The organism is Paenibacillus sp. R14(2021) (genome assembly GCF_019431355.1).
Lineage (GTDB): Bacteria > Bacillota > Bacilli > Paenibacillales > Paenibacillaceae > Paenibacillus_Z.
The window spans coordinates 3,094,231-3,115,315 of the sequence record NZ_CP080269.1; the positions used below are offsets into that span (position 1 = coordinate 3,094,231).

General features: G+C 56.1%; 20 protein-coding genes. 2 read left to right on the plus strand and 18 right to left on the minus strand.

Features of this window, described 5'->3' with window-relative positions:
- Positions 1 to 276 precede the first annotated feature (276 nt).
- The 4 genes from KXU80_RS14460 to KXU80_RS14475 form a co-directional block, all read right to left on the minus strand.
- The gene (locus tag KXU80_RS14460) at positions 277 to 1,116 is read right to left on the minus strand and encodes an SDR family oxidoreductase (protein ID WP_219833981.1); all 840 of its coding nucleotides are present in this window, start codon (positions 1,114 to 1,116) and stop codon (positions 277 to 279) included.
- Between the two features lie 104 nt (positions 1,117 to 1,220).
- Positions 1,221 to 2,156: an SRPBCC family protein gene (locus KXU80_RS14465; protein WP_219833982.1), complete on the minus strand. Its 936-nt coding sequence runs from the start codon at positions 2,154 to 2,156 to the stop codon at positions 1,221 to 1,223.
- 44 nt (positions 2,157 to 2,200) lie between these two features.
- The gene (locus KXU80_RS14470) at positions 2,201 to 3,130 is read right to left on the minus strand and encodes a 5'-nucleotidase (RefSeq protein ID WP_219833983.1); all 930 of its coding nucleotides are present in this window, start codon (positions 3,128 to 3,130) and stop codon (positions 2,201 to 2,203) included.
- A 60-nt stretch (positions 3,131 to 3,190) separates the two neighbouring features.
- Positions 3,191 to 3,784 carry an RDD family protein gene (locus KXU80_RS14475; protein WP_219833984.1) on the minus strand — a complete coding sequence of 198 codons (594 nt, stop codon included), beginning with the start codon at positions 3,782 to 3,784 and terminating at the stop codon, positions 3,191 to 3,193.
- Between the two features lie 181 nt (positions 3,785 to 3,965).
- On the opposite strand from KXU80_RS14475, the gene KXU80_RS14480 reads away from it, so the two are divergent.
- Positions 3,966 to 4,901: a GH25 family lysozyme gene (locus KXU80_RS14480; protein WP_258171013.1), complete on the plus strand. Its 936-nt coding sequence runs from the start codon at positions 3,966 to 3,968 to the stop codon at positions 4,899 to 4,901.
- Between the two features lie 247 nt (positions 4,902 to 5,148).
- Here the strand turns inward: KXU80_RS14480 and KXU80_RS14485 are convergent, their stop codons facing one another.
- From KXU80_RS14485 to KXU80_RS14550, 14 genes are all read right to left on the minus strand, one after another.
- On the minus strand, positions 5,149 to 6,483 hold the full coding sequence (locus KXU80_RS14485; RefSeq protein WP_258171014.1) for an epoxide hydrolase family protein: 1,335 nt from the start codon (positions 6,481 to 6,483) through the stop codon (positions 5,149 to 5,151).
- A gap of 115 nt (positions 6,484 to 6,598) precedes the next feature.
- Positions 6,599 to 7,564 (minus strand): ABC transporter ATP-binding protein, encoded by a 966-nt coding sequence (locus KXU80_RS14490; RefSeq protein WP_219833985.1) that lies wholly within the window; start codon positions 7,562 to 7,564, stop codon positions 6,599 to 6,601.
- 5 nt (positions 7,565 to 7,569) lie between these two features.
- The gene (locus tag KXU80_RS14495; protein ID WP_219833986.1) at positions 7,570 to 8,352 is read right to left on the minus strand and encodes an ABC transporter permease; all 783 of its coding nucleotides are present in this window, start codon (positions 8,350 to 8,352) and stop codon (positions 7,570 to 7,572) included.
- Entirely contained in the window at positions 8,349 to 9,155 is an 807-nt protein-coding gene (locus KXU80_RS14500; protein ID WP_219833987.1) for an ABC transporter permease, read from the minus strand. Before KXU80_RS14500 ends, KXU80_RS14495 begins: the two co-directional genes overlap by 4 nt.
- A 29-nt stretch (positions 9,156 to 9,184) precedes the next feature.
- A complete protein-coding gene (locus tag KXU80_RS14505; RefSeq protein WP_219833988.1) occupies positions 9,185 to 10,381 on the minus strand; it encodes a serine hydrolase domain-containing protein in 1,197 nt (398 codons plus the stop codon).
- A gap of 48 nt (positions 10,382 to 10,429) precedes the next feature.
- On the minus strand, positions 10,430 to 11,596 hold the full coding sequence (locus KXU80_RS14510) for a serine hydrolase domain-containing protein (RefSeq protein WP_219833989.1): 1,167 nt from the start codon (positions 11,594 to 11,596) through the stop codon (positions 10,430 to 10,432).
- Between the two features lie 320 nt (positions 11,597 to 11,916).
- A complete protein-coding gene (locus KXU80_RS14515) occupies positions 11,917 to 13,599 on the minus strand; it encodes a glycerol-3-phosphate dehydrogenase/oxidase (RefSeq protein ID WP_219839051.1) in 1,683 nt (560 codons plus the stop codon).
- Positions 13,600 to 13,792: 193 nt separating this feature from the next.
- Complete coding sequence (glpK, locus tag KXU80_RS14520; protein ID WP_219833990.1) at positions 13,793 to 15,280, minus strand: glycerol kinase GlpK; 1,488 nt, start codon at positions 15,278 to 15,280, stop codon at positions 13,793 to 13,795.
- 58 nt (positions 15,281 to 15,338) lie between these two features.
- Complete coding sequence (locus KXU80_RS14525) at positions 15,339 to 15,899, minus strand: glycerol-3-phosphate responsive antiterminator (RefSeq protein WP_219833991.1); 561 nt, start codon at positions 15,897 to 15,899, stop codon at positions 15,339 to 15,341.
- Between the two features lie 21 nt (positions 15,900 to 15,920).
- Positions 15,921 to 16,961: a LacI family DNA-binding transcriptional regulator gene (locus KXU80_RS14530; protein WP_219833992.1), complete on the minus strand. Its 1,041-nt coding sequence runs from the start codon at positions 16,959 to 16,961 to the stop codon at positions 15,921 to 15,923.
- Between the two features lie 101 nt (positions 16,962 to 17,062).
- Complete coding sequence (locus KXU80_RS14535; RefSeq protein WP_219833993.1) at positions 17,063 to 17,380, minus strand: hypothetical protein; 318 nt, start codon at positions 17,378 to 17,380, stop codon at positions 17,063 to 17,065.
- A gap of 75 nt (positions 17,381 to 17,455) precedes the next feature.
- Entirely contained in the window at positions 17,456 to 18,283 is an 828-nt protein-coding gene (locus KXU80_RS14540; RefSeq protein ID WP_219833994.1) for a carbohydrate ABC transporter permease, read from the minus strand.
- A complete protein-coding gene (locus KXU80_RS14545) occupies positions 18,283 to 19,134 on the minus strand; it encodes a carbohydrate ABC transporter permease (RefSeq protein WP_219833995.1) in 852 nt (283 codons plus the stop codon). Before KXU80_RS14545 ends, KXU80_RS14540 begins: the two co-directional genes overlap by 1 nt.
- 95 nt (positions 19,135 to 19,229) lie before the next feature.
- Entirely contained in the window at positions 19,230 to 20,543 is a 1,314-nt protein-coding gene (locus KXU80_RS14550) for an ABC transporter substrate-binding protein (RefSeq protein WP_219833996.1), read from the minus strand.
- Positions 20,544 to 20,813: 270 nt separating this feature from the next.
- Here KXU80_RS14550 and KXU80_RS14555 point away from each other — a divergent pair, with 270 nt between their 5' ends.
- Complete coding sequence (locus tag KXU80_RS14555; RefSeq protein WP_219833997.1) at positions 20,814 to 21,044, plus strand: small acid-soluble spore protein H; 231 nt, start codon at positions 20,814 to 20,816, stop codon at positions 21,042 to 21,044.
- Positions 21,045 to 21,085 lie beyond the last annotated feature (41 nt).

The window sequence follows — 21,085 nt, forward strand, 5'->3', positions numbered from 1 at the left end:
GCGATTCAAAGGAAAAGCCCCTTGCATATGGTTTATATGCTTGGGGCTTTTCCATGTTTATCTGAACGGATCCGGCGAACCATTGAGCACTAATCACCTTTCACTCCCCTTCCCTTCAAGTCAGATCAATAATTTCTTAATTGTCCTTCTTCTCTTTGAAAAGCCTCATATACACCTCATGGAATTGATTTGTTAATAAATAAAGCTCGAATTGCCGTAAAAAAACGCCGCTCAACCAAGCGGCGTCCGCAATATTCACATGCACTACCACAACACCTACAGCCGCAAATGCAGCTTCCGCGTATTCAGCATCCCGTCCAGACCCGTCGGGTCCTGTTCGACCTTGAACTTGCAGAACGCCTCGGCCGCTTCCGACGTGCGGATCCGCAGCGGCTTCGTCTCCATGTGCAGCAGGTCCCACACGACCTCGGCGACCGATTCGGCCGTTTGCGGCGCTGTATTGCGGGCTTGGAACGTCTCGATATACCGCGTAATCATTTGCCTGTACTCGTCGTCCAGAATGCCGCCCGTTTGCTGCACATGGCTGAGCACCGTGTTGTTGAAATTCGTCGCGATCGCGCCCGGCTCCAGCAGCGTCAAGTCGATATTAAACACCGGCTTGTAATACGTCGCCATGCTCTCGATCAGTCCTTCCACCGCGAATTTGCTCGCGCAGTAGATTTCATTGAACGGCTGGCCGACCAAGCCGCCGACGCTTGTCGTCGCGATGATGTAGCCCGCGCCCGCTTTGCGCAGCAGCGGCAATCCCGCTCGAATCGTGTGCATGACGCCGTAGACGTTCGTGTCGAATACATGCTCGATATCGGCATGCTCCGCCTGACCAAGCGCCCTCAAATACCCGAAGCCCGCATTGCAGAACAGTACGTCAAGCAGGCCATGCGCTGCTTCGATGTGCCGGAACGCCGCGTCCAGCGAAGCTGGGTCGGTCACTTCCATCTCCACGAAATGCAAATTCCGCCGGTCTCCATACTGCTCCCGGTCTCGCTCCACGTTGCGTGAACCGGCGTAAACGGTCCATCCGTTATCCGCCAGCTTCAGCGCCGCAGCCAGTCCGATGCCAGAGGATGCCCCGGTTATGGCAATGATTTTGCCCATTGTCTTCGTCTCCTTCATAGTCCCGTATCGTTTTGTATAGCCGCTACGGACTAGTTGTGCCCAATTTCACCAGCGCGAAAACGTCCTCAGGTTAGTGTGCAGCATTATACCGAGGCCTGCTTGCGCTCCGACAGCGCTTTAATATGTGCCATCACTTCCAGATGAACGTTACGGACAATGCTGTCCGCCCACAGATTAAAATACAACGGCGGCTTGATCTTTAATTCGTACCAGCTGTTGCCGATCAACGTCGTCGTCCCGTCTCCATTGTCTTTTAGCACGAACTGCCCCTTCAGCAAATTCAGATGTCCTATGAGCTCCGGATCATCCGGCTGCTTGGTAATGTCGAAGGTCAGCTTGTTCCCGGGTTCAAGCTCCGAGATCCGCTCTTCGAATACGATGCCGGAGCTGAATATGCACTTACGCCACGCACCGACGAAGTTGCCTTCCGCCGTTGACTGAACCGGACTCGGAAGCCCTAACCGAAACAGCCAATAATCCGGCTTTTCCGTAATGGGTTCAAACGATACGACATGTTTCCATACTTCATCAGGGCTTGCTTGAATGACAATGGAATCGCTGACAAGACTGCTCTCGGATGGCGATGCCGTGACGAGATTGAGGACAAGCAGCGAGCCAAGCGCAGCCACCACAGAGAGATTAGCCCTTTCGTCGAACCGAGGGAATAGTAATTTCCTTCCAGTCAAAATGCCCAGCATGAGAAAAAAATAAATAAGCGGCGATACAATAATGATGCAGATGTAGCCTTCGCCCATGAATAAGGCCGCACCAAGGATAATAATGATCAGATCATACAGTCCGTAAAGCATGAACCTGCCGGCGCCAACCTTATCCTTGCGCAAAAAATAGGCATTGGTAAGTCCGATCAGCGTAGGGATGATGACAAAATCGGCAAGAATCAACGCCCCGTTCCCTCCATGCTCCTCGGACAAGTACCAGACACTCAGCGTAATTAGAGCCGCACCCAGCGCATTTCCGCATGCGATGCCAAGCAGTACGCGTTTTATATACCCCTTCAACCCCGTACTCCTCCTGTCGATTTCTTCTCCGCTCCTCCTTTCCCTTAACGCTTGATAGCGTTCGTCACCCCGAACGGCACGTGCACGGACGGAAACCGCCGGGCCACGCCCTCGATATGGCCGACCTGATCATCGAAAAAGATATGCGGTTTGAAAATATCCAGTACCCTCGCCTTGTCCACTCCGCCCAAGAAGAACGCCTCGTCCACGCGAAGATCATATTGGCGAAGCGTCGTAATAACCCGTTCATGCGCAGGCGCATTGCGTGCGGTTGCAATCGCGATTCGGATCTTGGGCTTATAGCCAGGGTTGCTATGCATCTTCTGGCTCTCGCGCTTCTGGAGCTTGACGATTTCTTTAATGAATCGAATAAGCGGACCCCCGGGAAGCGGCTCGCCCGCATTGCGCTTCTCGTGATCGTGGAAGGTATGCAGCGCCCCTGTCTGAAAAATGCTCTCGGCCGAATCATCGGCAATGATGCCGTCGAAGTCAAGCGCGATCCGCAGCTCCTCGTCGTCCTCATCGTCGATATAATCCGTCGGATAGATGCACCCCGCGGGGTAACCGTACTCGACCGCTTCCTTCACGTCCGTCAAATTGCCGGATAGAAATAAACAGGCGTTGAAGGCATCCATGTATAGAAACGGATTGCTGCCGGCGACAAACACCGCGCGGCTGATCGGAAGACCGTAGTGCTCAATGGATTTGAACACGCGCAGCCCCGTATCCGGGTCATTGCGGGATAGCAGCACGACCTCGACCGGCTGATCTTCGGACGAAGCGAAAATACGCAGCAGCCGCTTGATAAGCGGGAAGGCGACACCCGTTCCTAGAATGCTGTTCTCATGCTGCCGCTGGAAGAGCCGGTACTCATCCTCGCCCTTCTCGCGGAAGACGGAATCCGACTCGGAGAGATCGAATAAGGCGCTCGATGCGACGGCGATTACAAATTTATTCTCGATGGGATAAGGCATTGGGGTTGGATAGCTCCTTTGGCTGGAATCTGGGACTTACGGTTCGATATGACACCTCGATCACAAACGAAACGGCAAAATGCTGAAATCAATGACCCGCAGCACAATAAAGCCGACAATAAGCAGGAAACAAACGAACCTGCGAATCAGGCCATGATCCCCGTGAACGACGGTAAACCTATGCTTGTCCCAACGCGTCGTCCCTTCTGTTCGAAGCCGGTATTGCGCCCTGGACATGCACAATAGCATAATAACCGGCATTTGCAGCCCCATCCCATAGTAGAGCATGCTTAAATTGCGCCGCCATGCTTCCTTGAATGTCAGCCTGCCCCCGCTCGCGCTGCGCACCACGACGCGAAAGACAGCTTTGCCCGCAGTTGTTCCAAGTCCAGCCATCAGCAGCGCGTCAATAACCGCATAGCAGAGCAACCACGCCAACGTCGTAAGCAGGAGCAAGCCGAGATTTCCTTTATAATCAAACCCAATAACAGCACTCGCTAGCAGCGAACCGATCATGAAAAACAAATAAATATCCATCATGCGCGCCCAAAACCGCTGCCACGGCTTCACGGGATAGACCCGCTGCTGGACCGGGGGGTTTGCGATTCCCGGCTGTACGAATAAGACCTTCTCCTGCTCCGTTTGTCCGTTCATAGAGCCTCCTTGTCAGCTGCTTGCTTTTGCATGTATTATACCAGTCATCCTTATATTCCCACATCCATTTTTTGTATCCGCCCCCCCACTCCCCCAGCCACATTAAGGCTTCCGCACAGGGACAACATGCTTTCAAGGCTCATAAACTATCAAGTAACCACTTCATTCATAGAAGGGAGCCGTGAAGAACTTGCAAGCGAGAAGCCCAAGTCACTTAAAGGTCATTGATGTTTCGCATCATCAGGGCACGATCGATTGGGAAAAGGTGCGTTCTGATGGTGTCGTGGGGACGTTGATCAAGGCAACGGAAGGAACGACCTATACGGATCCGAACATGGCCGTTAATGCGGATGGCGCGCTGAAAGCCGGGCTGCATATCGGCTTCTATCATTATGCGCATCCGGAGAGGAACGACGCTCTGTCCGAAGCGGCACAGTTTGTCTCTGTCATTCAAGGCCGCAAATCCGAATTCCCCCATACGCTGGATGTGGAGGGCGATGCAGCCAATGTACCGTCCTCGAAGCTGACAGATTGGTGCGTGCAATGGCTGAAGGAAGTCGAACGATTGACGGGACAGAAGACGATGATTTATACGGGAGCCAGCTTCGCGAAGACCTACCTTGGGAAGAAGCTCGGTCAGTGGCCGCTCTGGGTCGCCCACTACGGCACGAATAAACCGATGGATAACGGCATCTGGGACACCTGGTCGGTGTTTCAATATACGTCCAGCGGCAAGGTGAAGGGCATCGGAGGGAACGTCGATATCAACGCAATGGAGGAAGCCTTCTACAAGCAATATACCGCCCCTAAGATCGTGACTCCCTTGAGTGACACCGATACGATCAAGGTCGTCATCAACGATATGCTCGCCGCATATGGCCGCAACGTGAACGGGTCCATCTACGCCCCGTTAAGACAGCTTGGTGATGCGCTCGGCGCGGCAATAACCTGGGATACCGCGACCCGAACGCCTTTCGTAAGCGGCAAAGTAATCACGAATTACATGCTCATCGACAGCGTTACCTATGTCAGTGTCAGAGCCACAGGCGAGTACCTTGGCGGTACCGTGACATGGGACAGCAAGACGCAGAAGGTTTATATTTATTACAAGGCCTGATTATGGAAATCTGCATGGCTGCCTTTAATAAAAACCGCAGTCCGTAAGATGGACACGTTGTTACCACGTGCCCCTCTTGCGGGTCATTTGCGCTGAATCTAGCGAAGCGAATGCGGCTGAATGTCCGCAGCACAAAAACACGCCATCCCTTCTACGGTTTAACGGACTCCATAGAAAAGACGGCGTGTTTTTCGTTTTTTGGGTCATCCCTGTTGTAATTCGCTTGTTCGAAAGTTCCTGCTTCCGGCTAGCGCAGCGACTGGAAGGCCATGCGGAGTTCTTGGGCGAATAGCATCGGCTGCTCCCACGCCGCAAAGTGTCCGCCCTTGTTCACCTTGTGGTAATACATAAGCTTCGGATAGGCCTGCTTCGTCCAGCTCCGCGGCGCCTCGTACAGCTCGTCGGGGAAGACGCTGACGGCCACCGGAACTTTGACGCCCCTGACGGCGAAGAAGGGAGCGCCCTTGTTCTCCCAGTAGAGACGCGACGAGGAAACCCCCGTATTCGTCAGCCAGTAGAGCGTGATGTTGTCCAGCACATCGTCTCTCGAGAGGCCCCCGGGCTGCCCGGCAAATGCCTTCGAGATCAGCTTCAGGCTCTTCGCGTCATGATCAAGCATAAAGGCAGCGAGCCCGACGGGCGAATCCGCAAGCGCGGTCAGCGTCTGCGGCCGTGTCCCCATCATTTCGGCATAGCCGACGTGCTTGTACAAGAAAGCCAGTTCCTTCCACGCAGTCTTCTCGTCGGCCGTAAGGCCGGCAGGCATCGGCTCTCCATTATTGATCGCCTTATCGATCGATGCCGGTACCGCGCCGGGCATGTTGGTATGAATGCCGACCAGTCCCGCAGGGGCATGAGCGCCCATATGATCCGTAATAATCGCGCCCCAATCGCCGCCCTGCGCCGCATACTTCGAATAGCCGAGGCGTTTCATCAGCACCGCCCAAGCGTTAGCGATATGGTCAGGGGTCCATCCGGTTGTAATCGGCTTACCCGAAAACCCGTAGCCCGGTATCGATGGAATAACCAGATCGAACGCGTCAGTCGCCTTCCCGCCATAGGCTGTGGGATTCGTAAGCGGTCCAACGATCTTCATCTGCTCGGCGACCGAGCCCGGCCATCCATGCGTAACGAGGAGCGGCAATGCATTCGCGTGCTTCGAGCGAACGTGAATAAAATGAATATCCACGCCGTCGATATTGGTGGTGTACTGCGGCAGGGCGTTCAGCTTCGCCTCGAACTTGCGCCAATCGTAATCCGTCGCCCAATAGCGCGCGAGCGCCTGAATCGTCGCAAGCGGTACGCCCTGCGATTGATCCGGGACCGTTTCCCGGTCCGGCCATCTCGTCGCCTTGATGCGATTGCGCAAGTCGGCGAGCTGCACGTCCGAAGCCGTGAAATGAAATGGACGGATCACGCTCTTGTCTGTAGACTTCACATCGATCGGCTGCTGATTTGTACTGAATTTGCGGAGATTGGCTTGCGGATTCTCACCGCTGCTATTGGCATTAGAGGCGCAGGCCGTCAATCCGAGGGACAAGGCCAGAACAACAGGCAAACAAAGCCGGTATCTCATGCTCATAAGTTAGTCGTTACGCTCCAATCGGAATGGGTTTAAGGGTATTTTGCTTAGGGATACCTTTCCTCATAGGTTCCATCCGAAGTGCGTTTCTTATCCATCGCTATTCTTCTTACTTTCACCCGTACAGCACTTTGATCGCCCGTTCGATCGGTACTTCCTCGATCGCCATATCTACAATCACCGTGCTCGCGCTGCAATTCTGCAAAAACGCGTTCAGCGATACGACCGCGGTGTCGATCTCGAGCTTCACCTCATGGCTCGACTTCTGCTCCAAGAGCGCAACGCCCGGGCCGAGCGCATCCGCAAGCGGCGATGCCGCGACGAGGCGCACGATTTTCTTGTCGCCGAGCATTCCCTTGAGCGCGCCGATGCCGTCGTCGAATATAATTTCGCCATGATTCACGACCATGACTCGCTTCGCCAGCTGCTCCACGTCGCCAAGGTCATGCGTCGTCAGCACGAACGTGACGCCCTGCTCGTTCATACGCTTGATGAAGGAGCGGATGTTTTCCTTCGCGATGACGTCGAGTCCGATCGTCGGCTCGTCTAGAAAAACAATCTCCGGCCGGTGCAGCATGGCCATGATGAACTCGCATTTCATCCGCTCGCCGAGTGACAGCTGGCGAGTTGGCTTGCGCATGACCGCGCCGACGTCCAGCAAATCCACGAGATCGTTCAAGGCAGTGCGGAAGTCGGCTTCCGTGAGCCCGTAGATCGCCTTGTTCATATGAAACGCATCCAGCGGCGGAATATCCCAGAGCAGCTGCGATTTCTGGCCGAAGACGGCGCCGATGCGGGCGACGTAGGATTTGCGCTGCTTCCACGGCACATAGCCGAGCACCCGGGCTTCGCCTGAGGTGGGGTGAAGAACGCCCGTCAGCATTTTGAGCGTGGTCGACTTTCCTGCGCCGTTCGGCCCGAGAAATCCGATCATTTCCCCCTGCTCCACCCGAAACGAGAGCCCTTTGACCGCTTCGACCTCCACCTCTTTGCGGTGAACGAGGCTCTTCACGGCATCGAGCAGCGTATGGCCGCGCTCGTAGGTCGTATACGTTTTGCGTAAATCGTTAACTTCGATCATCGTTGTCACCCGCCTGCACTGGAGTATTTGCGCAGCATGCCGTGCCAGAACAGCAGACCAGCCGCCAAGAAAACGACGCTGAACGCGATGGCGCCCGCAAGTCCGGCATTGGCTCGTCCCAGAAGCGTCGATGCCGGCAGGAATGCGATCATGGCGACCGGCAGCACATAGGTCAAGATCCATTGCAGCGGCTTCGCGTAGATCGTCCGCGGATACCGCCCGAATGCCGTGATCGAATCATGAATCTCGTATACCCGGCTGCTGCCGACCCAATGGAACAGCATGCCGGACATGAAGAGCGCCGAGGCGAACAGGATGCAGACCGACATGACCATGAGCATGATAAAGCCCAGCCACGCCGCAGCACCAGGCACATGCACGCCGGTCAGTGCGATGAGAAACAGCGCAAGCCCGCCGAGCAGCCGCCCGAGGCCGTCGATGGAGAATCCTGTCACCAGCGTCATGAACAGCGCCGACCGCGGCTTCAGCAGCAGCACGTCGAAGGTGCCGTCCTGCACCCGGTCCAGCGTGTTGTAGACCATGCCGAAGAAGAACGGGTAGGCTAGCCCTTTGGCCAGCATGAATACCGCTTGGATCAGCATCACTTCGCTGAGACTCCATCCGGGGAAGGAAGCACCCGACCGGTAGATCAGCAGCGTAATAAGCGGAAGCACCGTCTCGCCCAGCAGCGTCACCAGCATGCTGAAATAGAGGTCGCCGCGGTAGGCCAGCCGGCTGGCCACGACGGTTCGCATCACGGACAGGAAGGCAGCAATGGAGCCCCTCATGCGCCCACCCCCGTGAACCGCCGGATGCCGGCGCGCCAGATGAGTTCGGAGACGCCCCACATGACCGCGACGGCCAGTGCCTGCAGACCGACGATCGCCGGAATCGACATCGAATAGCCGGCCAGCTCGTAATCGCCCAGGAAGACGCGGACCGGCACGTAGGTCATAAACTGAAACGGCAGGAAGAGCAGCACATGCTGCACGGCATCTGGGAAGAAAGACAGCGGCACGAATACACCAGCGCACAAATCGCGAAGAATAAGGAAAATGCTTCGAATCCCGCCCGTATTCGTCAGCCAGAACGCCGTCATGCCGACGCAGTAATTGATGAAGAACACCATCATGAAACTGAGCAGTAACGACAGAATCGTCCAGAACAGCCGCTCTGGCACAAGCGAGATGCCGAACGCGAATCGGAATATCAGATACACCGGAATGAACTCCAGCAGGAAACCAAGCGTGCGGTGGCCGACCTTCTGCGACAAGGCGAAATACCGGTGCGACATCGGTCGAAGCAGGAACGTCATGAATTTCCCCGTACGAATGAGCATCTGGAAGTTCCAGTCGGCAAAATCAAAGACGATATAAGTAATGATGGCTGCAATGCCGTAATAGCTCAGCATCTCCGTTATATGCATGCCGCCGATCGTATCCTGCGTCGCGAAGACCGCCTTCCAGATCGACAGCTGCACGAGAAAATAAACCGGTCCCACAAGCAAAGTAGCCAGCATATGCGAGCGGTACGCAGCCCATTCCTTGAAGGTGACGAACGCGACCGCCCGCAGGATCCGAAGTGCTTTCATGATGTTGCTCCCCCCGCCCTGCAGGACCGCTATTGCAGCCCGGACCAAATCATATTGCGCACGTTGATGATAGCTTCCGGCACCCAGCCTTCCGCCGTTGGCACGAAAATGACCGCGACGAACTGCTCGGCAGGATCGATCACAAGCATGCTCATGCCCGCGCCTTCATGCAAGAAAGCGGACGGGCCATGCAGATCGACCGGCGTCGGCACCGTGCAACTGAGACCGAAGTGATGATGCCGCTCTTCCGCACCCCAGTTGAAGCCGGGAATGCCCTGTGGAAACTGGTCGCGCTGCAGCAGCTCCACCGATTTGCGGCTCAGCATGCGCTTGCCGTCCAGCGTGCCCGTCATGAGCATCGTGCCGAAGCGGTTCAAATCCGCCAGCGTGGAGTACAGCCCTCCGCCGGCGCGCGGCGGCGAGATTTCGCGGTCACCGCCGCGCGTCAGCCGCGAAAGATCCCAGTCGTCGGTCACGGCGACTTCGTCCTGCAGTTCATCCGGCACCGCGAAGAAGGTCCGCTTCAAGCTGAGCGGCTCGATAATGGCGGTGCGCACGTAATCTTCGTAATGCATGCCGGATACGCGGGTGATAACTTCACCCAAAATGGCAAACCCTGCCGAGGAGTAGCGCCATTCTTTACCCGGCTCCGATACGGGGTATGCCGCGAGAATGGATTTGATCCACTGCGATTTGCGGAACGCGGTCTCCTCCTCGGGCGAACGGTCCGGCTCGGAGCCGGGTCTGTCGTCGAACGTGAAGTCAATGTCCCACCAGCCCAGCATGTACGGCTCCAGATGGAAGCCGGGGTCGGGTACCAGACCCGATGTATGCGTCAGCAGATGATGGATCGTAATTCGCTCGTAGACGGGATGCTGAAATTCGGGCAGCCAATCCTTGACCGCCTGATGCAGGTAAAGCTTGCCTTCCTCCATCAGCTTCAGCAGGCTGACGAGCGTGAATAATTTCGTAATGGAAGCGACTCTGCGGATGGAATCAGGAAGCAGGCCTCCCGCTTCTTCATTGTGCCGAAGCTTGCCCGCCGCACCGATTGCGAATGCTTGTCCGTTCTTGGACAGCAGGTATGAGGCACCCTGCAGCTTTCCTTCCTTAACTAGCTGCTGCAGGTAGACTTCCAGGCCTTCCAAAGCGGCCGTGCGATAACCGGCTTCCGCCGGGGTAAGCGCCGTTTCTGCGGTATGTATGCCAAGCAGATTCAAATTCATCCAACCTTCCTTCGTAGGGTAATGTGGCATTAACATTCAAGGCGGATCTTACTGCAGCGCGGACCAGATGATCGCGCGCGGGTTAATGACGGCTTCCGGCAGCCAGCCTGCCTGATTGGGCACGAGATAGACGACGACGAGCTGCTCCGCCGGATCGATATAGAGGCCCGAATGACCGTAGCCCTCATGCGAGAACGTCCCCGGCGTGCAAATATCCTGATGATTCAGCGACCAGCCGAGCGCCATCTGGGTATCGGCCACATCGCCGCCCCAGCAGTTGTTCGGTACGCCGCGCAGCTGGTTGCGTACCATGGCCTCTACGGTGCGCCTGCCGAGCACGACTTCGCCCGTTCCCGGCGCTATGCCGCCATTTAACATCGTTTGGCCGAATTTATGCAAATCCTCGAGCGTGGAGTAATAACCGTTTCCGCCTCTTGGCGGCAGCGTCGAAAGGTCGGCCGGCTTAACAATGCCTTGTTCTTCCCACGGCCCCGTGAAGCAGACTTCTGCCCGCAGATCCTCCGGAACGAGGAATGAGGAACGGCTCATGCCGATGGAATCCGCAATTCGCGTTTGTACATAGGCATCGAAGGACATGCCGGACACGCGGGCAATGACCTCGGACAGCAGCACGAACCCCGCGGAGCAGTAAGCCCAGCGCTCGCCCGGCTTCGCGCTGAGCGGGCCGCTGAGAATGATTTTGATCCAATCGGCGCTTTCCCAGGCATCTGCTTTCTCCTTCTTCTCCCTAACCCACCATTCGTACCAAGGCAGCGAATAAGGCTCGACATTGCTGCCGGGGTCCGCGCGCAGGCCGGAGGTATGCGTGAGCAAATGCCAGATCGTGATGGAGCGGTGCAGGTTGGTGTCAAATTCCGGAATAATGCCGGCAACCGGCTGCTGCAGATACAGTTTGCCCGCCTCGCACAGCTGCATGATGGCGACGGCAACGACGGCCTTCGTAATCGAATATACCTTGCGGACGGAATCCGTCCTGAGCTCCGCGCTGTCCGCTTTGTACGTCAGCTTGCCCTGCGCTTTGTTGACGACGATCCGGCCGTAACGGCTGACAAGGTAGCTTGCGCCCTGCAGCTTGCCTGCTTCAATCAACCGTGCAAAATGTGCATCCAGCAGCTCCAGCCGCTGCGGATCCATGCCTGCCTCTTCGGGCTTCGCATCCACGCTTCCCTGCTGCAGCGTAAGTAAAGCTGTCATATGACGTCCTCTCCCTCTCTGCGACGAATAGAATGTAAACCCTTTCAATAATAAGAATAACGCTTGCTGTTCATAAGGGTTTTTCCATTATAGCCCGTATCCATATACTGGAATAGGGGACATTTGAGAAAAAAAGGTACATCTGGGGATACAAATGGGGAAAAATAGCGGGATATACGAAAGCGCAAAAAAGCCAGACGGAACGCTCCGGGAGCGTATTCCATCTGGCTTTTTGCGCCATCGGCGGACGATGAAGAGGTCGTTCATCGCCTTCGTATTTTCGCGCATCTCGCTTGTCTTCAGGCGATCAGCTTCTACCCTTATTCCGGCTTCGGATTCACGGCCTCGCCAAGCTTCGCTTCTACCTCGGCCGCGTAAGCCAGCTGCTGCTCGCCGCTCCAGCCGCTTCGTTCCGCCATCGCCGCGATCACCGCGTCCTTCCATCTGCGAACGTCCGCGATCCGGAAGAACATGTCGCCCGTCCGGCGAATGAGGAAATCAACCGGCTTCGCCGACATTTCCGACTCCATCGCATAGCGCAGCTGTACGCCAATGACAAGCGGCAGCCCGTGCTTCGCCGCCCACGGCTTTGTCGATTCCGCCAGCTCGAACAGCTCCGGCGCGTTAGAGCCGTATCGCTGCGCGAGGAACTTCGCCTCGTCAGCCGTAAACCCGCGTCGCATGCCTTCGCCTGTCTTCGTCCGCACATACGACGCATAGTTGCCGGACCCGCCGACGTCGCCGCCGGATATCGTCACCGTCTTCGTCCCGCTCGCGGGCAGCGCCCGCTTGCCTTCCTGCCTGCGCAGCTCGGCAATCTTGTTCACGACCGTCTCCGCCATTTTGCGGTAGCCGGTCAACTTGCCTCCGGCAATCGAGACCAATCCAGACGCCGATACGAAGATTTCGTCGCGGCGCGACACCTCCGACGGCGACTTGCCCTCCTGCTGAATCAGCGGCCGAAGCCCCGCCCAGCTGGATTCCACGTCGCTTTCCGTCAGCTTCAAGCTCGGAAACATGGAGTTGGCCGCCTTCAGCAAATAGCTGCGGTCCTCATAGGACATCGTCGGGTTTTGCGTGTCCTTCGCATAGTTGGTATCCGTCGTGCCGAAATACGTCTTGCCCTCCCGCGGAATGGCGAACACCATCCGGCCGTCCGGCGTATCGAAATACACCGCCTGCTGCAGCGGGAACCGTCCCCCGTCGAACACGAGATGGACGCCCTTCGTCAGGCGAAGCGTCTTGCCCTGCTTCGAACGGTCCATATCCCGCAGATCGTCCACCCAAGGCCCTGTCGCGTTCACGATGTTGTCCGCCGTGATCGTATACGTGCCGCCGCCGATCATATCCCGAACGACGGCACCCGTCAGCCTTCCTTCTTCTCCGTACACGAAGCTGTCTACCTTCGCATAGTTGACCGCATGAGCGCCGAGCCGAACGGCCTTCTTCATGACTTCGATCGTCAGCCGCGCATCGTCCGTCCGGTATTCCACATAATAGCCGCCGCCCTTCAAGCCCTCGCGCTTCAGCAGCGGTTCCTTGGCTAAGGTCTGCTTCGCGCTCAGCATCTCGCGCCGCTCGCCCCGTTTGACCCCCGCCAAGAAATCATACACGCGCAGCCCGATGCTCGTGGACAGCTTGCCGAACGATCCGCCCGCATACAGCGGCAGCAGCATCCATTCCGGCGTCGTCACATGCGGCCCGTTCTCGTACACGATGGCCCGCTCCTTGCCGACCTCGGCTACGACGCCGATCTCCAGCTGCTTCAAATAACGCAGCCCCCCGTGCACCAATTTGGTGGAGCGGCTCGAAGTGCCCCCTGCAAAATCCTGCATCTCCACGACGGCCGTACGGAGGCCTCGCGATGCAGCGTCGAGCGCAATGCCCGCCCCCGTTATGCCGCCGCCGATGATGAGCACATCAACCGGCCGCTGAGCCATGCCTTCCAATATCGATAAACGGTTCCCCGCCGAAAATGCACCTGTCCCCGCTGCTTGTACCATTGCCAACGCCTGCCCTTCTCCACTCTAATGTACGCGGAACCCGCAATGAATGCGCCTTTCGCTTGCCCGCCAACAAAAAAACCACGAAAAACTGCTGATTTCGTCCGCCCGCGCAAGGCAAATCGAATCAGCAATCTTCGTGGTTTCTCCATATCTCCAACCATGTTATTAACTTATCGGTAGTATAGCATACTCATTCTGCGAACGCCATGGCAGCTTTAACCGCCCGTTTCCACCCGCCGTACAGCGTCTGCACCCTCGCCTCGTCCATTGCTGGCTGGAACAGCCGATCAACCTTCCGCAGGCTGCAGATCTCTTCGCGGCTGCTCCAGTAGCCGACTGCGAGGCCCGCCAGGAATGCAGCGCCGAGCGCCGTCGATTCATTGCTCGCCGGACGTTCGATCGGAACGCCAAGCATGTCGCTCTGAAACTGCATAAGCGGATCGTTGGCAGCTGCGCCTCCGTCGACGGACAGCGAGCGAAGCGTGAGACCCGAATCTTCTTCCATGGCGCTCAGCACATCCTTCGTCTGGTAGGCGAGCGCGTCCAGCACCGCCCGGACGATATGCGCCTTGGTCGTGCCGCGCGTCAGACCGAACATTGCGCCGCGGACGTCGCTGTTCCAATACGGCGTGCCCAGACCGACGAAAGCAGGGACGACATAGACGCCGTCCGCGGAAGGGGCAGCAATCTCTGCAGATTCTGCAGCCGACGCGATCATCTCAAGACCGTCGCGAAGCCATTGAATGGCGGCCCCCGCAACGAATACACTGCCCTCAAGCGCATATTCCACGCGGCCGAAGGCGGACCAGGCAATGGTGGTCAGCAGGCCGTGCTTGGAAGTGATGGGCTGATCGCCCGTGTTCATGAGCATGAAGCAGCCCGTGCCGTACGTATTCTTCACGCTGCCCTGCTCGAAGCAGGCTTGCCCGAACAAGGCGGCCTGCTGGTCACCTGCCGCTCCCGCAATCGGGATGGCGTGACCGCCGAACAGCGCCGGGACCGTATGGCCATACACTTCCGAGGAAGAACGGACCTCAGGCAGTATCGCCCTTGGAACCTGCAGCAGGGCCAGAAGTTGATCGTCCCAAGTCAGCTCGTTGATGTTGTACATCAGCGTGCGCGAAGCGTTCGTAACGTCCGTAACATGAACCGCTCCGCCCGTCAGCTTCCAGATGAGCCACGTATCGATCGTCCCGAACATCAGCTCGCCGCGCTCGGCCCGCTCGCGGGCGCCATCGACGTGCTCCAGCATCCAGGCGACCTTCGTTCCCGAGAAATACGGATCGATCCGCAGTCCGGTCCGTTCCCTGACCGCCGTCTCATGACCAGCCGCCGACAGCCTATCGCAGACCTCCGCCGACTGCCGCGACTGCCAGATGATCGCCGGATAAATCGGCTCGCCCGTCGCGCGGTCCCAGATGATCGTCGTTTCGCGCTGGTTCGTGATACCGATGCCGGCAACTTGATCCGCTCCCACGCCTGAATCCCGCAGCAGCTTCTGCATGACGCGAAGCGACGATTCCCAGATGAAAGCCGCATCCGCTTCCACCCAGCCGGAATGCGGATATTGCAGCGGCAGATCCTCCCGCGCGATTGCCGCAATGGCACCGCTCCGGTCGACGAGCAGCGCACGCGTGCTCGTCGTACCCTGATCAAGCGACAACATGTAAGTGTCCATCTTTCCCCTCCTCGCGCTTTGACGAACTTGAACCGCAACTGTCCCTGAAGCCGACGGTCTACGATGTCAACGTCCACAGCTCCCGCCGGGATGTCGTTACCGCCGAAGCGCCGGCATGCAGCGCTTGCCGCACATGGTCTTCCGTGCGAATCAAGCCGCCCGCGATCACGGGCACGCCGGTTCGTTCCTTTACTTCCGCAATGATTTCCGGCATGATGCCGGGAAGCACTTCAATATAATCAGGCTGCGTCTTCTCGACCAGCGCATAGCTGCGTTCCAGCGCATCGGAATCCAGCAGAAACAGCCGTTGAATTGCCGTCAGCTTATTCTGCTTGGTCCGCTGAATAACGCCGGCTCTCGTCGAGATAAGCCCCGCCGGACGGATCGTCTGGCAGAGAAACTCCGCGGCATATTCGTCATTCTTGAGGCCGTCGATCAGATCGGCATGGAGCAGCACGTCCTTGCCGTGCCCGCGAGCCATGTCGACGATCGGCTTGATTTGGCTGAGATGCCCGCCCAGCAGCACGAAGCAGGAGAAGGGAGCGTTGAGCAGCCCCTCCACTTCCTTCATTTTACGTACGGCGGGCAGCACGTTTCGCTCTAGCGTTAACAGCGGCATAGCCCTTCTCCTTCCTAATAATTAACCGCGCACGGGGTTTCCGCAGCTCTCTCGAAGCAGCAGCTTCGTCGGCAGCACGACCTTCTTAGGAATGGCGTTACGGTTGTTTAACCGTTGGGCAAGCAGTTCAACCGCAGTCTCGCCCATGTGACCCATATGCACCTTCACCGTGGATAACGGCGGCTGTACGAAGGCTGAAATCGGAATATCGTTGAAGCCGACGATGGACACATCCTCGGGTACACGAAGCTTCGCCTCATGGAGGGCGCGAAGCGCACCGACAGCCATGGAGTCGTTCTCGATGAAGAAGGCGGTCGCCTTGGAGGTTCCGCCGCGCTCTATTGCCCGTTTCATCAGCAGGTAGCCGTCCTCGGAGTACAGGTTCTCACCCGTATACACCAATTCCCGGTCATACAGCTCCCGCGCTTTCAGCCATTCCACGAAAACCCGCTCCCGCTCGTCCTGGACGGGCTTCTCGTTCACCACATTGTGGCCGCCAATATAGCCGATCGCCTTATGGCCGAGCTGCAGCAAATAATTCAATACTTCGCCGACCGATTTGCGCAAATCAACGACGACGGAATCGAACCGCTGCTCATCCGGCGATGAATCAACGAACACAATCGTTTCCAAATCCGACGGGAACTGATCCAGATCATCCTGCTCGAAGCGCCCGATGGCGATGATGCCGTCCAACTGTTCATGAAGAGGGTCGCCGCCGTTTGTACCGGATTGCAGAAACATTTTCACGACCTCGAACTGCCGCTGGTAACATTCCCGCTCCACGCCGAGCCGAATCGCCATATAGTAGGGATCCAGCATTTCTTCGTGCTCGGAATACCAATTGACGAGACCGACCCGGCAGCGTTCCTTATCGGGACTGCTGCCCGCGCCGGTTCCGGCGCGCTCCCGCAGCGTCTTGTAGTTGAGCTGATGAGCAATTTCAAAAATCCGCTTGCGCGTCTCGTCCGCGACGGAAATAGCCGGATCATAATTGAGCACCCGCGATACCGTCGCGATCGAAACGCGGGCCTGCTCGGCAATATCCTTAATGGTCGCCATATCAATCGTCCAGTCCTTCCCGTAGAAACCCCTTTAGCCGTTTGCCAAGGAGGACGCCCGAGTGAGCCCGAAACTGCAGCCCCAAGCCGATTCCAGTCGACTTACAGAACTTCAGCCTCTACGATTCCGCTCTCATATGGCGCTAACTCCCGGCCTCTAAACGTATTCGGCGTCTCCATATGATTCAGCAGAAACCACATGTTACGGCCTGATGCTTCATCCTGCCGAAGCGTGACTTCGACGCCCTTGTCACTTTCAATATGCCAGATTTCCCGATCATTGACAATAGATCGGGCAAGCTCCTCCAGCACGTCCTCCCCGATGTCCCTGATGGCCCCAAGACCAGCGACGCCTTCGATATCCTCATTTATCAGCTCAACCGGCCAATGCTCCGGATAATAATCTACGCCAAGATACATCTTGTTTCTCACCTATCCATGAATAGGAGGATTACGATCATCCGTATAGGTCTTCGTCGGTGAACCGCATCACGTTCAACCCTTAACCGCCGAACCCAGCATGCCGGATATAAAATGGCGTTGAAGCAGCAAGAAGAATACGATAACCGGCGCCGTCGCGATCGTAACCCCGGCCATGACCTGACCATAGTCGATCCGGGATAAGCCGAACAAGCTGGACAAGGCAACGGGCAACGTATACATTTCTTTGTTCTGCACCGCGATCAGCGGCCACAGGAAGCTATTCCATTGAAACATGAACAAGAAAATCGCAGTCGCGGCGAGCGCTGGTTTGACGGATGGCAGAATAATGCGCGTGAACAGGCCCCACTCGGATACGCCGTCAATGCGCCCCGCTTCCATCATCCCATCCGGTACGGCAAGCATGTTCTGCCGCATGAGGAAGATAGCGAACGGATAAGCCAGATTCGGCAAAATGAGCGCTTGATACGTATTTAGCCATCCCCACGCCGCCATCATTTTGAACAAAGGGATGACAAGCGCGTGATACGGAACCATCATCGACAGCAGGAACACCGCAAACATGGCATTGCGCCCGAGAAATGTAAACTTCGCGAATGCGTAACCGGCCATCGTGCAGATCAGCAGGCTGAGCACCGTATAAATAACGACGACGTATATCGAATTGAACAGAACGCGTCCTATGCCGATGGCATCGTTCAAATGGACAACGTTTGCAATAAGCTTGCTGCCCGGTACCAGAACGGGCGGTTTGGCGAACACCTTGCCGCTTTCATTGGTGGCCGCAATCGCAGCCCAATAGAACGGAAATAAGGAAACGGCCGCGCCGATCAGCATAGCTAGATATAGAATCAGGGATCGAATTGCAGATGATGTACGCATTATTCCTCATCCCCCGTTACTTTGAATTGAATGAAGGACAGCACCGCGATCAGCACGACAATGACGTAAGCCAGCGTCGATGCATAACCGAAATCGTAGAAACGGAAGCCCGTTTGGTACAAATACATCCCGATGGTGAGCGTTGCATCGCTCGGCCCGCCTTTTGTCAGCGTATACGGCTCATCGAACAACTGCAGCGTGCCGATCGTGGACAAAATTGCCGTAAAGAGTATGACCGGCTTCAGCTGCGGAATCGTGATGGAGAAGAACTGCCGTACTCGGGTTGCGCCGTCAATGTTCGCCGCTTCATAGAGCGACTCCGATATATTTTGCATGGCAGCCAAATAGATGACCATGTTATAGCCTGTCCACCGCCAGGTCATCGCCAGGATGAGCGCAGCCTTAGCCCAGATCGGATTGGATAACCAGGGCACCGCTCCTGCGCCTACCGCAGTCAGGAATTGATTGATAATGCCGTCACCCATCAGCATCAGGGAGAAAATAATGGAATACGCAACAAGCGACGTTACCGCCGGCATGAAGAAGGAGACGCGGAACAAGCCGGTCAGATGCTTGACGCTGTTCAGGCCTGCCGCCAGCAGAATGGCAAGAAACAGCATCAGCGGCACTTGGATTACCATGATCGCGAACGTGTTCTTCAGCGCGGTCCAAAATAACTCGTCGCTGAACAAACGATGATAATTAGATAATCCGGTGAACGACATATGCTTGCCCGCTCCCGTTTGGAAGCTGAGCAAGAACGAGTAAATAATCGGATAAGCCATAAATACGGCAAACAAACCGAGCGCCGGGGCCAAAAATAAATAAGGGACATACCCTTTTGTGCGCATCCTTATATTCCTCCTCTTTATTACAAGGAAAAACGAGAGAAGATTCAGGCTGTGCTGCCCCGAACCCCCTATCGTTTTTGTTTCTAAGAAATTGATTATTTCACTTCGCGCTTCGTGCGGTCTGCCAAGCGGTCAGCCGCTGCTTTCAGGGCATCGGCAGGCTTCTTGCCGTTGAAGACGTCGGATTGCGTTTTAACCGCTTCATCCAGCGCTACCGCATAATCCTTCGTGTAGTACGGCGTTGGGATGTCTTTCACTTCATCGCCGAATAACTTCCAGATCGGTTGACCGCCGAAGAAATCAACCCCCTTCGTGAATAGATCTGTCTTATACACGCTTTGGAGGGATGGGAACAGACCGTGCTTCTCCATTGCGTTCTGTTGAACAGCATCCGTTGTCGCGAAATATTCTACGAACGCGTACGCCGCATCTTCATGCTTGGAGCCAGAAGGAAGCATCCAGCTGGAACCGCCAAGGTTAGCTGCGCGGTTGCCGCCTTTTTCGAATGCCGGCAGCTGGAATACGCCCCATTTACCGTTCGTATCCTTTGCTTGGTCAATGATTGTACCGTAATACCATGCACCGAATGGAACAGTTGCCACGGAACCGTCGACGGTCGCTGATACGGTGCCGTCCCATCCGTTAACGTCCTTCACAAGGCCGGCGTCGCCCATCGCTTTAATCTTATCCAAAGCTTGAACCACTTTTGGGTTATTGAAGTCGATTTTGCCGTCTTTATCGAAGTAGTACACGCCAAGCTCGTTAAGCATCATGCGGAAGAGGGCATCGTCTTTGAATTTATCGACCGGTACCGCAAATGCGCCGGTTTTATCTTTGATCGTTTTGGCGGCGGCAATGAAATCATCCCATGTTTGGATACTGTCCGCTTTCACACCAGCCTTGTCGAAAATATCCTTGCGGTAGAACATGCCCGTCGGACCTGCATCGAACGGGAACGCGTAGAACTTGCTGTCTTTGCTGGCCAGTTCCTTTTTAAACGGCGGGAACAGATCTGCTTTCTTGTCGAATCCCTTGTCAGAGAGATTAACGAAGCTGTCTGGGAACGCATCGACATACCCTTGAATCCGGTCATCTTCAACGAGAACGATATCGGGTAGACCCGCTCCGCCCGCAGCAAGCCCTGTGGACAGCTTATCGTAAACGTCCAGGCGGCCGATATCCTCTACTTTGATGCTTACATTCGGGTGGTCTTTCTTGTACATGTCCATCGCATCGTTTAGCGCGCCGACATTGACGTTCCACGCCCATGCCGTCAATTCGACATTCTCATCTTTGCCGCCTCCGGCATTGGCGCCGTTGCTGCTCTTGTTGCCGCCGCAAGCGGAAAGCACGGCCGATGCGGCCAAAAGCAAAAGAACCGTTTTGGACATTTTTGATACATTCATCATTCTGTTCGTCCCCCAGTAAAATAATTTAGGTAAAATTTTACCCTAATGAATCCTTGAAAAACAAAAATAATGTTTTTGAAAGCGATTACCAAAACTACATTTCGAATTTTACTTACTTTTTAACTAAAAATCAAGCGATATTTTTACCTCTTCAATCATGTGTGATTCGTGCTGCGCTGCCGCATAAATTTTTGCTTGCACTCGCATAACTTCGGTGAAAATAACAAAACATGAAGCGTCTAGACACTACATGCTTTGGGAGGACCATACATGAATACACAGCGCGCACAAGAAATCACAGCTTCGCCCGTCATGGCCAATGTGACCTGCGACGGCGTTCCGATCTACATTCAGCATGTCGATGCCGATGCCGGCACCGCCCGGATTTACCCGCTGGACCAGCCAGGCGAAGAGCAAACCGTAGCCCTCAGCAGCTTAACGGAAGTATCTCCGTTCCAGTCGGACGGCATTTCTATGCTCTGCACGCCGCAGCACGAATAACTGGCTCAAAAAAAAAAAAGACCCGCAGCAACGGGCCGCGG